Origin of the sequence: Enterobacter sp. ku-bf2 (genome assembly GCF_001742765.1) — a bacterium.
Lineage (GTDB): Bacteria > Pseudomonadota > Gammaproteobacteria > Enterobacterales > Enterobacteriaceae > Enterobacter > Enterobacter quasiroggenkampii.
This window is the reverse complement of the sequence record NZ_MDVW01000021.1, coordinates 68539-83158: the sequence shown is the minus strand read 5'-3', so window position 1 is coordinate 83158 and position 14620 is coordinate 68539. Positions and strand designations below refer to the sequence as shown.

At 53.7% G+C, this 14620-nt stretch carries 13 protein-coding genes; 3 read left to right on the top strand and 10 right to left on the bottom strand.

Features of this window, described 5'->3' with window-relative positions:
- Positions 1 to 7: 7 nt before the first annotated feature.
- The 6 genes from nuoF to lrhA form a co-directional block, all read right to left on the bottom strand.
- Positions 8 to 1345 carry an NADH-quinone oxidoreductase subunit NuoF gene (gene nuoF / locus BFG58_RS20120; protein ID WP_008500209.1) on the bottom strand — a complete coding sequence of 446 codons (1338 nt, stop codon included), beginning with the start codon at positions 1343 to 1345 and terminating at the stop codon, positions 8 to 10.
- A complete protein-coding gene (gene nuoE, locus BFG58_RS20115) occupies positions 1342 to 1842 on the bottom strand; it encodes an NADH-quinone oxidoreductase subunit NuoE (RefSeq protein ID WP_008500208.1) in 501 nt (166 codons plus the stop codon). The genes nuoF and nuoE overlap by 4 nt, the downstream gene beginning before the upstream one ends.
- 2 nt (positions 1843 to 1844) lie before the next feature.
- A complete protein-coding gene (gene nuoC, locus BFG58_RS20110) occupies positions 1845 to 3647 on the bottom strand; it encodes an NADH-quinone oxidoreductase subunit C/D (RefSeq protein ID WP_023312537.1) in 1803 nt (600 codons plus the stop codon).
- An 89-nt stretch (positions 3648 to 3736) separates the two neighbouring features.
- A complete protein-coding gene (nuoB, locus tag BFG58_RS20105; protein ID WP_003861482.1) occupies positions 3737 to 4411 on the bottom strand; it encodes an NADH-quinone oxidoreductase subunit NuoB in 675 nt (224 codons plus the stop codon).
- A 15-nt stretch (positions 4412 to 4426) separates the two neighbouring features.
- Complete coding sequence (nuoA, locus tag BFG58_RS20100; RefSeq protein ID WP_006176516.1) at positions 4427 to 4867, bottom strand: NADH-quinone oxidoreductase subunit NuoA; 441 nt, start codon at positions 4865 to 4867, stop codon at positions 4427 to 4429.
- A 630-nt stretch (positions 4868 to 5497) separates the two neighbouring features.
- Positions 5498 to 6436 (bottom strand): transcriptional regulator LrhA, encoded by a 939-nt coding sequence (gene lrhA, locus BFG58_RS20095; protein WP_021241557.1) that lies wholly within the window; start codon positions 6434 to 6436, stop codon positions 5498 to 5500.
- Positions 6437 to 7374: 938 nt separating this feature from the next.
- Here lrhA and alaA point away from each other — a divergent pair.
- Positions 7375 to 8589 (top strand): alanine transaminase AlaA, encoded by a 1215-nt coding sequence (gene alaA / locus BFG58_RS20090; RefSeq protein WP_008500204.1) that lies wholly within the window; start codon positions 7375 to 7377, stop codon positions 8587 to 8589.
- Between the two features lie 118 nt (positions 8590 to 8707).
- Positions 8708 to 9307 carry a 5'-deoxynucleotidase gene (gene yfbR / locus BFG58_RS20085; protein WP_008503531.1) on the top strand — a complete coding sequence of 200 codons (600 nt, stop codon included), beginning with the start codon at positions 8708 to 8710 and terminating at the stop codon, positions 9305 to 9307.
- Between the two features lie 80 nt (positions 9308 to 9387).
- Here the strand turns inward: yfbR and BFG58_RS20080 are convergent, their stop codons facing one another.
- The 4 genes from BFG58_RS20080 to yfbV form a co-directional block, all read right to left on the bottom strand.
- Positions 9388 to 11220 (bottom strand): SLC13 family permease, encoded by a 1833-nt coding sequence (locus tag BFG58_RS20080; protein ID WP_023344589.1) that lies wholly within the window; start codon positions 11218 to 11220, stop codon positions 9388 to 9390.
- A 75-nt stretch (positions 11221 to 11295) separates the two neighbouring features.
- Entirely contained in the window at positions 11296 to 11955 is a 660-nt protein-coding gene (locus BFG58_RS20075; RefSeq protein WP_045908726.1) for a sugar phosphatase, read from the bottom strand.
- 11 nt (positions 11956 to 11966) lie between these two features.
- Positions 11967 to 12461, bottom strand: coding sequence for a YfbU family protein (locus tag BFG58_RS20070; RefSeq protein ID WP_008502874.1), 495 nt, complete (start codon positions 12459 to 12461; stop codon positions 11967 to 11969).
- Between the two features lie 91 nt (positions 12462 to 12552).
- Positions 12553 to 13008, bottom strand: a complete 456-nt coding sequence (yfbV, locus tag BFG58_RS20065; RefSeq protein ID WP_008502875.1) for a terminus macrodomain insulation protein YfbV — start codon at positions 13006 to 13008, stop codon at positions 12553 to 12555.
- A 337-nt stretch (positions 13009 to 13345) separates the two neighbouring features.
- Between yfbV and ackA the strand changes: the two genes are divergently transcribed.
- The gene (ackA, locus tag BFG58_RS20060; protein ID WP_045334289.1) at positions 13346 to 14548 is read left to right on the top strand and encodes an acetate kinase; all 1203 of its coding nucleotides are present in this window, start codon (positions 13346 to 13348) and stop codon (positions 14546 to 14548) included.
- The last annotated feature ends 72 nt before the right edge of the window (positions 14549 to 14620 follow it).

The following is a 14620-nucleotide window of genomic DNA, read 5'->3' as shown; positions in this document are numbered from 1 at the left end:
CTTGTCGTTACCAGCGCGCTTTAAGCAGGTTCGGCTGAATCCCATTGATCGCATGGGTATTGCTGAACGGCTGCTTGATGCCTGCTTCGAACTCGTCGCGGAAATATTTGATCGCGCTCTGCAGAGGTTCGACGGCACCCGGTGCGTGGGCACAGAAGGTTTTACCCGGGCCTAAGAATCGACACAGTTGCTCAAGCGTTTCGATATCGCCAGGCTGGCCTTCGCCACGTTCGATTGCACGCAGGATCTTCACGCTCCACGGCAGACCATCACGGCACGGTGTACACCAGCCGCAGGACTCACGGGCGAAGAACTCTTCCAGGTTACGCACCAGCGAGACCATGCCGATCTCGTGGTCGACGGCCATCGCCAGCGCCGTACCCAGACGGCTGCCTGCTTTACCAATGCTTTCGAATTCCATCGGCAGGTCAAGGTGGGCTTCGGTCAGGAAGTCTGTCCCTGCCCCACCCGGCTGCCAGGCTTTGAATTTCAGGCCATCGCGCATGCCGCCAGCGTAGTCTTCAAGAATTTCGCGCGCGGTAGTACCGAACGGCAGTTCCCAGACGCCAGGATTTTTCACGCGACCGGAGAAGCCCATCAGCTTGGTACCGGCATCTTTGCTTGAGGAGATACCCTGATACCACTCCACGCCGTTCGCGAGGATAGCCGGAACGTTACACAGGGTTTCGACGTTGTTTACGCAGGTCGGTTTCCCCCACACGCCGGAGCTGGCCGGGAACGGTGGCTTGGAACGCGGGTTCGCGCGGCGGCCTTCCAGGGAGTTAATCAGCGCGGTCTCTTCACCGCAGATGTAACGCCCGGCACCGGTGTGCACGAACAGTTCGAAGTCAAACCCGGTACCCAGGATGTTTTTGCCCAGCAGGCCCGCTTCGGTGGCTTCGGCAATCGCGCGACGCAGGTTTTCCGCTGCTTCGATGTACTCACCGCGCAGGAAGATGTAGCCACGGTACGCTTTCAGCGCAAACGCGGAGATCAGCATGCCTTCCACCAGCAGGTGCGGCAGCTGCTCCATCAGCAGGCGGTCTTTATAGGTGCCCGGCTCCATTTCATCGGCGTTACACAACAGGTAACGGATGTTCATGGATTCGTCTTTTGGCATCAGGCTCCACTTCAGACCGGTGGAGAAGCCCGCGCCGCCGCGGCCTTTCAGGCCAGACTCTTTTACCGCGTTAACGATGTCGTCCGGCGCCATGCCGCCAAGGGCTTTACGCGCACCGGCATAGCCGTTTTTGCTCTGATATTCGTCGAGCCATACCGGCTGTTTGTCATCACGCAGACGCCAGGTCAGCGGATGCGTCTCAGCAGTACGAATTACAGTTTTCATTTGTACTGCTCCAGCAGGTCAGGAATCGCTTCCGGCGTCAGATGACTGTGAGTGTCCTCATCAATCATCATGGTCGGCCCCTTGTCGCAGTTACCCAGGCAGCAGGTTGGCAGCAGAGTAAAGCGACCATCGAACGTGGTCTGGCCCGGCTTGATATTGAGCTTCTTCTCAATCGCAGCCTGAATGCCCTGATAACCGGTGATGTGGCAGACCACGCTGTCACAGTAGCGGATCACATGGCGGCCTACCGGCTGACGGAAGATCTGGCTGTAGAACGTGGCTACGCCTTCTACGTCACTTGCCGGAATACCCAGCACTTTCGCGATCGCATAGATCGCCCCATCCGGCACCCAACCACGCTGTTTCTGTACGATTTTCAGCGCTTCAATGGACGCCGCACGCGGGTCTTCGTAGTGGTGCATCTCGTGCTCAATGGCGGCACGTTCTGCTTCACTCAGCTCAAAAGCCTCGGTTTGTGGTTGTTGATTCTCGTGCATAATTAGCGGTCCACATCTGACATAACAAAATCGATACTACCCAGATACACAATCAGGTCGGAGACCAGACTGCCGCGGATGGCGGACGGGATCTGCTGCAGGTGCGCAAAGCTCGGCGTACGCACGCGGGTACGGTAGCTCATGGTGCTGCCGTCACTGGTCAGGTAGTAACTGTTAATACCCTTGGTCGCTTCAATCATCTGGAAGGATTCTTGCGCCGGCATGACCGGACCCCAGGAAACCTGCAGGAAGTGGGTGATCAGGGTTTCGATATGTTGCAGCGTGCGCTCTTTCGGTGGCGGCGTCGTCAGCGGGTGATCCGCCTTGAACGGGCCTTCCGGCATGTTGTTGAGGCACTGCTCAAGGATGCGCAGACTCTGGCGCAGCTCTTCCACTTTCAGCATCACGCGGGTGTAGCAGTCGGACACGCCGCCGCCCACCGGGACTTCAAAGTCGAAGTTCTCGTAGCCAGAGTAAGGACGGGCTTTACGCACGTCGAAATCAATACCGGTCGCACGCAGACCTGCCCCTGTCGTCCCCCACTCCAGCGCCTCTTTCGCGCCGTAGGCAGCAACGCCCTGGGAACGGCCTTTCAGGATGGTGTTGCGCAGCGCGGCTTTCTCGTAAGACGCCAGACGTTTCGGCATCCAGTCGAGGAATTCACGCAGCAGACGGTCCCAGCCGCGCGGCAGATCGTGTGCCACACCGCCGATACGGAACCAGGCCGGGTGCATACGGAAACCGGTAATGGCTTCTACCAGATCGTAGATTTTCTGACGGTCGGTAAAGGCGAAGAAGACCGGGGTCATCGCGCCGACGTCCTGAATGAACGTGGAGATGTACAGCAGGTGGCTGTTGATACGGAACAGTTCTGACAGCATGACGCGAATCACGTTAACGCGATCCGGCGTAACAATACCCGCCAGTTTCTCAACGGCCAGCACGTATGGCATTTCGTTGACGCAACCGCCGAGGTACTCGATACGGTCGGTATACGGAATGTAGCTGTGCCAGGACTGACGCTCGCCCATCTTCTCAGCACCACGGTGGTGGTAACCGATGTCAGGCACGCAGTCGACAATCTCTTCACCGTCGAGCTGAAGAATAATACGGAATGCACCGTGCGCAGACGGGTGGTTTGGACCGAGGTTGAGGAACATGAAGTCCTCGTTGTCGGTACCGCGCTTCATGCCCCAGTCTTCCGGTTTGAAGGTCAGCGCTTCCATCTCCAGATCCTGCTTGGCTTTGGTCAGCTCAAACGGATCGAATTCGGTAGCACGTGCCGGGTAGTCTTTACGCAGCGGGTGGCCGGTCCAGGTCTGCGGCATCATGATGCGCGTCAGGTGCGGGTGGCCGTCAAAGGTCATGCCGAACATTTCCCAGGTTTCACGCTCGTACCAGTTGGCGTTCGGGAAAAGTTTGGTGATCGTCGGCAGATGCATGTCGTTTTCAGACAATGCCACCTTGAGCATGATATCCGTATTACGGTCTATTGAGATCAGGTGGTAGAAAACGGAAAAATCCGCAGCAGGGAGACCCTGGCGGTGCGTTCTGAGACGTTCATCCATGCCGTGTAAGTCAAACAGCATGACGTACGGTTTTGGCAATTTCTTGAGGAAATCGACAACTTCCAGCAATTGTTCACGCTTCACCCAAACAACGGGTACCCCGGTGCGGGTAGCCTGAACAGTAAAGGCATCCGGCCCAAAACGGTTGCGCAGTTCGCCAATGACTGGGTCATCCAGATGATCCCGGGTCTGCCAGGCGGCTTCTTGCGCGGTTAAGTCGGTCATATTGTTCACCATTGCAAATGGTCCGTGGTGACTGTTGAGCCTGGCTTCGCGCTATTTGAGTAGTGATATGCGAAGGTGTTCTCCAGGCCTACAGGCGCAAATTAAATTTCGTCAGGCGTACGCAGATTGGTGACGGCAATACGTTCACCACGTTTACGCTCGCGCTCAGACTGCATGTTCGCGCGATACACACCCTGATCGCCAACGACCCACGACAGTGGGCGACGTTCTTTACCGATGGACTCCTGCAGCAGCATCAGCGCCTGCATGTAGGCTTCCGGACGAGGCGGACAACCCGGGATGTACACATCCACTGGGATAAATTTATCTACGCCCTGTACGACGGAATAGATGTCGTACATACCGCCAGAGTTTGCACATGCGCCCATGGAGATAACCCATTTTGGCTCCAGCATCTGGTCATAAAGACGCTGAATAACAGGTGCCATCTTGGTAAAGCAGGTACCGGCTACCACCATCAGGTCAGCCTGACGTGGGGAAGCACGCAGTACCTCTGCCCCAAAACGCGCAACGTCATGCACCGCAGTGAATGACGTCACCATTTCAACGTAGCAGCAAGAAAGGCCAAAGTTGTAAGGCCAGATGGAGTTCTTACGACCCCAGTTGACCATATCGTGCATGGCATGTTCGAGTTTGCCCATGTACACGCTTTTATTGACTTCTTGCTCCAGGGGGTCGGTTACGATCTCCTGTTTTTGCAGGGGGTAACGGTCATTCTCACCGTTAGGATCTATGCGGGTGAGCGTATAATCCATCTTATTGCCTCGCTGTTACTGCTGACGATTAGAGATACTGTTTTCCGGGTTGATGTGTTCACGACGTGAACGCGCAGGCGTCCAGTCAAGCGCGCCAATACGCACCAGATAAACCAGACCGGCCAGTAGCACTAAAATGAAAATTGCGGCCTCGACAAAGCCCACCCAACCACTTTCGCGAATGGAGGTCGACCATGCGAAAAGGTAAAGCGCTTCCACGTCGAAGATGACGAAGAACATGGCTACCAGATAAAACTTGGCAGACAGGCGTAAGCGAGCGGTACCTACTGAATCAATACCTGATTCGAAAGGTGTGTTTTTGTGCCTTGCACGGGCGCGACCGCCCAGGAACCAGCCGCCGACTAACATCAGGCAGCACAGGCCAATGGCTACAATAAGAAAGATTGCGAATGCCCAGTGATGAGCGATGACTTCTGTGGATGTTGACATACTCATTGCTTACTCATCAAAAGTGATACCAACGACACTGCTCTTGCTGGCAGATGGGCATCACATCGATTCATGGGGAGGAACAAATAACCTTACACTAACTGTCAGAAATGAGACGTAGACAGCAAAATGATGGGGTTTTTTACTCCTTTCTATAACCTATTGTCAACTTTAACAAAGGTTTCTTCACATTAAATTACATCGAGCGATTCTCATTAACATTTGGTGCCCTTTAACCCTGGTGGGTACATGACTTTCCGTCAAATGTATGTTGTTGAATCGTGTCCGTTTCGGAAGTAAAAAAAATAACCCTCCTATTTTGACAGGATTTGCCAACGATTCCTCCCCCCAAATAGGAGTATTTTCTTGATCTGCGACACGCTTTTGTTAATTCAACCTGGAAAACGGCAACATATTTCCTGTTTTTTTAACATAGGAGGGATGTGGATGAAGTTAGAACGGAAAACGGACAAGTTTTAGACAAAACCATTTAGTTCATTGATAAATATAGAATATCCTGAAAACCCACGCGTCATAAGCGGGTATTTTTGCTAAAAAAAAGCCACTGCATGTGAAAATCACACGAGTGGCTTTTTTTTACACTTACATTTTGTTACCAGAATTCTGAGCTGGCGATCACTCAAAATCCCCTTCAACGATCAGGGAGTCATCCCCCCCTTCGGAGGTAACGCGCTCGAACTGCCATGGGTTATGGTAGTTTTCCATCGCCTCGAACACCACCTTCGCCAGTTCGTTATGACTGGACGAATTGTGGCAGAGCAGATACTCCGTATCCGGCAGTGCAGGCAGGCCATCGGATTTGCCCAGAACGCGCAGATCGGGGCTCATCATTTCTACCGGACGGGCGGTGACGCCCAGACCGGCTTTCACGGCGGCACGCACCGCTGGCAGCGTGGACGCCACATACGCCAGACGCCACGGAATATTAGCCTCATTCAGCGCCGTCAGCACCATATCGCGGAACGGGCTCGGGTCATCCAGCAACACCAGCGGCACCGGCTCCCCTTTTTGCAGCACGTATTCGGCCGCGCAATACCAGTGCGTAGGCGATGTACGCAACGTCAGGCAGTCAAACTGCCCGGGACGATGCGTGGTGACCACCAGGTCGACTTTATTCTCATTTAACATCTCAACCATAAAAGCATTGCGCTTTACGCTCACGTCCAGCGCAAGCTTCGGATAAACCGAACTAATACGATTGAGAAGAAACGGCAATATAGTATCCGCCGACTCATCAGATGCACCTAACGTTAGCACGCCCTGAAGGTTGCTAAACATTAATGACATACATGCTTCATCATTAAAGCGAAGAATTTTCCTGGCATAACCCAGAAGCTGAATACCGTGTTCCGTTAAGAGCTTATTACGCCCGTGACGGGCAAAAAGCTCTTTACCAACCAGTTGCTCCAGCCGCTGCATTTGCTGGCTGACGGCGGACTGAGTTCGGCAAACGGCGGCAGCAGCTGCTGCAAAAGTGTTGAGATCGGCGACCGCAACAAACGTTCTCAGCAGATCGAGGTCGAGATTCATTATCGGACGATTTGCATTTATCATATCTATTCACTTTCAGGTTGCTCGTGCGGAGCTGCCCGGGTTGAAGCTGTGTGTGTACAGTTAAGCAATTCCCTCTGAAGATTTTCCCTCGCATCCCGGCCCGGCAGACTGCCTGACAGATAGTTATTGTGCTGCTTTATATCAACAGTCAGAAAGCACGTTTCATGACGATATTTTTATTCTCTTAAACGTTCAGGATATTTAGATGTTCGCAGGTTTATGTAAATTACATTAAAGGTATAACACCTTTTCTGCCATCTGTATCGCAGCGCTGTCAACGTAGCAGGAGATGTGCGACACATTCCAGCCAGAGATAACTCTAACAATAACAATCAATTAATTCGGAAAACCAGGGTCAGATATACAAAAAACGTGCATCTGCCCTCTGCTTTCCTGGAAGACATCTTAACCCAAATCCACTTTATTTATAAGTCTTATTGCAATATTAAGGATTAAAGAAGAATGTTAAGCTTCTAAACTAATTTTATTAAAATTAACTAAAGTTGCATTTTATAGGTTAATAATAAATAAATTTTAATTTAGATTAAGACCATTCATTAATGGCACTTAACATTAATTTCACATGGGTAACTTTTATCCACAGTATGCTATTACAGAAACAGGTATCAAGCATTCAGGTTTTACGAAAAGTCACTCAGGGTGACTGCCACCGCTGTCCAGCTCACCACTTATTTTTAACAGCACATTATACAGTATTTTGGTAAATGAATAGCACATTTAACCTATGCTCTCGCTATGCGCACAACTTTAAGACAGTGAAAAAGCGTACCCGCAGCGAAAAAGATTCATCAAAAATTTGCACCCCGCACAAAATCTTCTACTGCACACCCTTCAAAACGAAGCGAGGGGGGAGTACATTATTCCGTGCTGACTTCCACGGCAGGGAGCGGCAATAATAGCGAAAAGGTTAAAGGTTCATGTCCCCTATCGAAAAATCCAGCAAGCTAGATAACGTCTGTTATGACATCCGCGGCCCGGTTCTGAAAGAGGCAAAACGTCTTGAAGAAGAGGGCAACAAGGTTCTGAAACTCAACATTGGTAACCCTGCGCCATTTGGTTTTGAAGCGCCGGATGAAATTCTGGTTGATGTGATCCGCAACCTTCCCACTGCACAAGGCTATTGCGATTCAAAAGGACTTTACTCCGCACGTAAAGCCATCATGCAGCACTACCAGGCACGTGGTATGCGCGATGTTACCGTTGAAGATATCTATATCGGCAACGGCGTCTCCGAACTGATTGTGCAAGCCATGCAGGCCCTGCTGAACAGCGGGGACGAAATGCTGGTCCCTGCGCCGGACTATCCGCTGTGGACGGCTGCCGTGTCGCTGTCCAGCGGTAAAGCGGTGCACTATCTGTGCGACGAATCCTCTGACTGGTTCCCGGACCTGGACGATATTCGCGCAAAAATTACGCCCCGCACGCGCGGTATTGTCATTATTAACCCGAACAACCCGACGGGCGCGGTCTACTCAAAAGAGCTGCTGATGGAGATCGTCGAGCTGGCGCGTCAGCACAACCTGATCATCTTCGCCGACGAAATTTACGACAAGATCCTGTACGACGCGGCGCAGCACCACTCCATCGCCGCGCTGGCCCCGGACCTGCTGACCGTCACCTTTAACGGCCTGTCCAAAACCTACCGCGTGGCCGGTTTCCGTCAGGGCTGGATGGTGTTAAACGGTCCGAAAAAGCACGCCAAAGGCTATATTGAAGGGCTGGAGATGCTGGCTTCCATGCGTTTATGCGCCAACGTTCCGGCACAGCACGCGATCCAGACCGCACTCGGCGGCTATCAGAGCATTAGCGAGTTTATCGTGCCCGGTGGTCGCCTGTACGAACAGCGTAACCGCGCGTGGGAACTGATTAACGATATCCCGGGCGTCTCCTGCGTGAAGCCGAACGGGGCGCTCTATATGTTCCCGAAAATTGACGCGAAGCGCTTCAATATTCACGACGACCAGAAAATGGTGCTCGATTTCCTGCTGCAGGAAAAAGTGCTGCTGGTTCAGGGGACGGCGTTTAACTGGCCGTGGCCGGATCACGTGCGTATCGTGACGCTGCCGCGCGAAGATGACCTCGAAATGGCCATCAGCCGCTTCGGGCGCTTCCTCTCCGGATACCATCAGTAACATTGCCTTTCGGCCGGGTGGCGCTTCGCTTACCCGGCCTACAAAATCCGCAAATTTGCATCTTGCCTCCCCTCCCCGCACAATGAACGCCTGTCGCAGTGAAGACAAAAGGTAACCTATGAGTCAGAGTCATTTCTTTGCCCACCTCTCCCGCCTGAAACTCATCAACCGCTGGCCGCTGATGCGCAATGTCCGCACGGAAAATGTGTCAGAGCACAGCCTGCAGGTTGCGATGGTCGCTCACGCGCTGGCCGCCATTAAAAACCGCAAATTCAACGGTCAAGTCAATCCAGAGCGCATCGCCCTGCTGGCGATGTACCACGATGCGTCAGAAGTGCTGACTGGGGATCTGCCTACGCCGGTGAAATATTTCAACTCGCAAATTGCGCAGGAATATAAGGCCATCGAGAAAATTGCCCAGCAGAAGCTGATTGAGATGGTGCCCGAAGAACTGCGTGATATCTTCGAGCCGCTTATCAACGAGCATCAGTACACGGAAGATGAAAAGTCGCTGGTCAAACAGGCCGACGCGCTGTGTGCCTATCTGAAGTGTCTCGAAGAGTTGTCCGCAGGGAATAACGAATTCCTGCTGGCGAAAACGCGCCTGGAAAAAACGCTGGAATCCCGCCGCAGCGAAGAGATGGATTACTTTATGCAGGTGTTTGTACCGAGCTTCCATTTATCGCTGGATGAGATCAGCCAGGATTCGCCACTCTGATTTTCGCCCAGCGGCGCTGCGCTTGCAGGGCCTACGGGGTTGTAGGCCGGGTAAGGCGTAGCCGCCACCCGGCAAAATGCTCAGAACGGAAACAGGACCGGTATCAGTACCACGCACACCACCATCACCAGCACGGTAAACGGCACGCCCAGCTTCACGAAATCGCTGAATCGATAGTTCCCCGGTCCCAGTACCAGCGTGTTCACCGGTGAAGAGACTGGCGTCATAAATGCCGCGGAAGCGGCCATCGCCACCATCATCGCAAACGGATACGGCGACACGCCCATGGACTTCGCCATCGCCAGCGCGATAGGCGCCATCAGTACCGCCGTCGCGGTGTTCGAGATAAACAGGCCGATGGTGGCGCACATGATAAACAGGCAGACCATCATCATGTACGGCCCATACCCGCCGCCCACGTCCATTAAGCCTTTAACGATCAGATCCACCCCGCCGGTTTTTTGCAGCGCCAGGGCGAAGGGCATCATCCCAACAATGAGAATGATGCTCGGCCAGTGAATGGCTTTATAGGCGCTTTCGGCGTCAATGCAGCGGAATTTGCCCATCAACAGGCAGGCGATGATTGCGGCGACCGGATTGGGGATCTCATCGGTCAGCATCAGCGCCACCATCAGCACCAGACAAAAAATCGCGTGTGGCGCCTGGCTGTGCGCTGGCGATGCGTCGCTCTCCTCGACAGGCATGTTGAGCACCACAAAATCGCGCCCTTTTTGTCCGAGCTGGCTAATGAGCTTCCAGTTACCGACAACGAGAAAGATATCGCCCAGCAGGATCGGCTCATCCACCACCGCCCCTTCCATCGCTACGCCATCGCGCTTCAGCCCCACGACGTTCAGGCCATAGCGGGTACGGAACCCCATCTCCCGCACGGTTTTACCTAACAGTTCCGACTCCGGGATCAGCGACACCTCGGCCATGCCGACATCCAGCGCCTGATCGGAGAAATACTCCCCGCGCAGCACCATCGGCTCCAGCAGCTGTTCGCTGCAAAACTCGCGCAGGTCCACATCCGCGGTGGACATATCAATCAGCAGGACGTCACGCGCGCGGAATTCAGACACCCCGTTGACGTTGACGATCACCCGACGAAACCGCCGCCAGCGCTCTACGCCGATCACGTTCGCGCCATAGCGCTCACGCAGCTTCAGGTCATCCAGCCGCTGTCCCACCATCGGCGAGCCGGGGCGAATAGCCAGACGGCGCGCGCGCCCGGTAAGGCGGTACTCTTTAATCAAATCGCGGAAGGTGCGTCGCTTCCATCCTTCTTTGTTTTTGTCCTGTTTTTCACCCTTCAGGGCGAACCGGGTCAGCAGCATGTAGACCACGCCCATGACCAGAATGACCAGCCCAAGCGGGGTGACGCTGAAAAAGCTGAAGCCCTCAAATCCTTCCCGGATCAGTTCGCTGTTAACGACCAGGTTCGGCGGCGTTGCCACCAGCGTCATCATCCCGCTGATCAAACCGGCAAAACTCAGGGGCATCATCAGGCGCGACGGCGAGCTCTGCATCCGCATGGAAACGCTCAGCACCACCGGGATAAAGATGGCGACCACGCCCGTGGAGCTCATAAACGCCCCCAGTCCGGCGACAGTCACCATCAGGTAGATCAACATCTTGGTTTCGCTGCTGCCCGCCACCTTCACCAGCCACGACCCCATGATGGTCGCCACGCCGGTGCGCACCAGCCCATCCCCGATGATAAACAGGGCAGCAATCAGGATAACGTTGGGATCGCTAAATCCGGAGAAGGCTTCCGGCAGCGTCAGCGTTCCGCTCAGCACAAACGCGACGATGACAAACAGGGCGACGGCGTCCATGCGTACCTTGCCCGTGGCAAAAAGAATGATGGCGATTAAAAGCAGGCTCAGGACCCAAATCAGTTCACCGTTCACAACCTATCCTTGTCAGTGGAAGATGAGGAATTTTGCCATAATAAAGCCCCAGCAATGTGGGGCCATATCATGGGATTACACTTTTAGCGAGACGGTTACAACTCCGTCAGAGGCTTTTGAAACAGACAGTGCCGTCAGGGAATCCAGCACCAAATCTGCCTCCTCCAGGCGGGGAGAACCGGCCGGAACGTTAACGGCGATGACGTGGCTTCCTGCGTTCAACCCGGCCAGTACGCCAGCCGCCGCATCTTCCACCACCACGCACTCTGCAGGATCGAGGCCCAGCAGTTCAGCGCCCAGTAAAAATGCGTCAGGCTCCGGTTTACCCCGCTTCACGCGCTCCGCCGTGATAAACACGTCCGGCGTCGGCAACCCTGCCGCCTTGTGTCGGGCGTGTGCAACCGGCACGGAACCGGAGGTGACGATAGCCCACGGTATCTGCGCCTCGTTCAGATGTTCAAGCAGTTCGCGCGCGCCCGGTAACGCGGTGATGCCGTCCGTATCGGTGGCTTCAATGTGTTCCAGGTATTTGAACTCCGCCTGAATGTCGTCCTCAGAGCGTCCGGCCAGGAAGTGCCGTAGCGAGGTGATGGCCTGTTTGCCATGGATAAAATTCAGCACGTCCTGATGGTCGATGCCATGTCTGTCAGCCCAATGGCACCAGGAACGTTCCACAACCGGCAGCGAATCCACCAGCGTACCGTCCAGATCAAACAGAAAACCTCTACACTGCACACGCACCTCCGTCAGGCATTAATGATTTGTTGAATTTCGTTGCTGCTTAAATGGTACTGACGCGGGCAGGCATGCCACGCGCTCAGCATGCGCTGATATTTATCCCACATCGGGGTCTGCGCGTTGAAGCCGTGGGTACCCGCGTCAAAGTGGGTATAACGCCCTTCCGTATTCACCATAAAGCGAACATAGCTCAGATAACGCGCTTCCGTTGCGGCATCAAAGCCTAAGAAGGTGACGCGGCGCTCGTCAATGGACTGTTGATCTTTGAGATTCGTCCAGGAGACGTGCAGGGCGTGATACATCTCCATAATGTCGATCACGATGCGACAGGTTTCTTCTTTCAGCTCGCCAAACTCGCGGTCCAGTTCGCGCATTTGCAGACCAAAGCCGCGTTCGACGATGGTTTGCAGGCGGCTGTAGCGCGCAGCGTTATCGGGATCAAGCATAGTCATCATCTTGTACTGGTTGGACAAAATCAGACGTTGAGCATGGGTCATTTCCATCTTTCGACTCCTGTAGCGCATTGCACTTAAAAAAAAGACACGGTAACTGATTGTTACTGTGCCCTCTTTTCGTCGTCGTTTCGATGATCAATCACAAATCATCGAGGAATGTTTTATCCAGTTGCTTAAAAGCACGCTTTAACGTGTCCGCCAGCGCCTGGTAATCCGGCTTGCCTTCCACCGGGGCGAGCGCCTGACCGGCCTCTTCCAGCTTACCGCGCACTTCATAAAACCAGTGTAAAATAGAAGGAGGAAGTGGCGTGATGGACCGTTTACCTAACCACCACAGGCCCTGCATCGGCAGGCTTAATGCGAAGAGCGCCGTGGCAACGGCAGGTCCAAGCTGCCCACCCAGCGCAATCTGCCAGCACAGCGTAAAGATAGCGACAGGCGGCATAAAGCGAATCGCATAGCGCGTGGCGCGGATGGTGCGATTCTCAATAAACATCGGCGCAAGGCGCTTTTCCATTGGCCACGTCTTTGCGTAATGCTGTCCCCGACGAAACAGACTGAAGAAATTTACGGACGGGTTCTCTGGTGTCGACATGGCTGTACCTCAACTTCACATATAAAAATTAAAATTTTCGTGCAAAACCACAACAAGCTATGACAACGTTCAAAATATTTTGTCATCTCTACCCCGTATCGGGTATCCTGTGCCAGCCTGATAGGGCCATAGACGAGAATCATTAGCTCGTCAAATTATTGCATATTATGCCATTGGCTGAAAATTGTGCAAAATGGCATAAAATCATAGTTATTTCTTCCATCATGCCACAATGTTCGTTTGGCATGATGTTAATCATAAATGTCCGAGTCATCATGCGTTACGCTGTTAGACTCACTGACGTTTTTTTAGCCACGTATCAATAATAGGTACTTCCATGTCGAGTAAGTTAGTACTGGTTCTGAACTGCGGTAGCTCCTCACTGAAATTCGCCATCATCGATGCGCTCAACGGTGACGAATACCTCTCTGGTTTGGCCGAATGTTTCCATCTGCCTGAAGCACGTATCAAGTGGAAGATGGACGGCAGCAAACAAGAAGCGGCTTTAGGTGCAGGCGCCGCTCACAGTGAAGCGCTGAACTTTATCGTTAACACTATTCTGGCACAAAAACCAGAACTGTCTGCTCAGCTGACTGCGATTGGTCACCGTATCGTCCACGGCGGCGAAAAATACACCAGCTCCGTCGTGATCGACGACTCTGTGATCCAGGGCATCAAAGACTCTGCCTCTTTCGCACCGCTGCACAACCCGGCTCACCTGATCGGTATCGCTGAAGCGCTGAAATCCTTCCCGAATCTGAAAGACAAAAACGTGGCCGTATTCGACACCGCGTTCCATCAGACCATGCCGGAAGAGTCTTACCTCTATGCCCTGCCATACAGCCTGTACAAAGAGCACGGCGTACGTCGTTACGGCGCGCACGGCACCAGCCACTTCTATGTGACTCAGGAAGCGGCAAAAGTGCTGAACAAGCCGGTTGAAGAACTGAACATCATCACCTGCCACCTGGGCAACGGTGGTTCTGTTTCGGCTATCCGCAACGGTAAATGTGTTGATACGTCCATGGGTCTGACCCCGCTGGAAGGTCTGGTGATGGGTACCCGTTCCGGTGACATCGACCCGGCGATCATCTTCCACCTGCACGACACCCTGGGCATGAGCGTTGACCAGATCAACAAAATGCTGACCAAAGAGTCTGGCCTGCTGGGTCTGACCGAAGTCACCAGCGACTGCCGTTACGTTGAAGACAACTACGCAGAGAAAGAAGACGCTAAACGTGCAATGGACGTTTACTGCCATCGTCTGGCGAAATACATCGGCTCTTACACTGCGCTGATGGAAGGCCGTCTGGACGCGGTTATCTTCACCGGTGGTATCGGTGAGAACGCGGCAATGGTTCGTGAACTGTCCCTGGGCAAACTGGGCGTTCTGGGCTTCGAGGTTGATCACGAACGTAACCTGGCTGCCCGCTTCGGCAAGTCTGGCTTCATCAACAAAGAAGGCACCCGCCCTGCTCTCGTTATCCCAACTAACGAAGAGCTGGTCATCGCGCAAGACGCGCACCGCCTGACTGCCTGATTCCACACCGCCAGCAATGCTGGCGGTGCTGTTTTGTAACCCGCCCCATTTGGGTGGTAACGAAAGAGGATA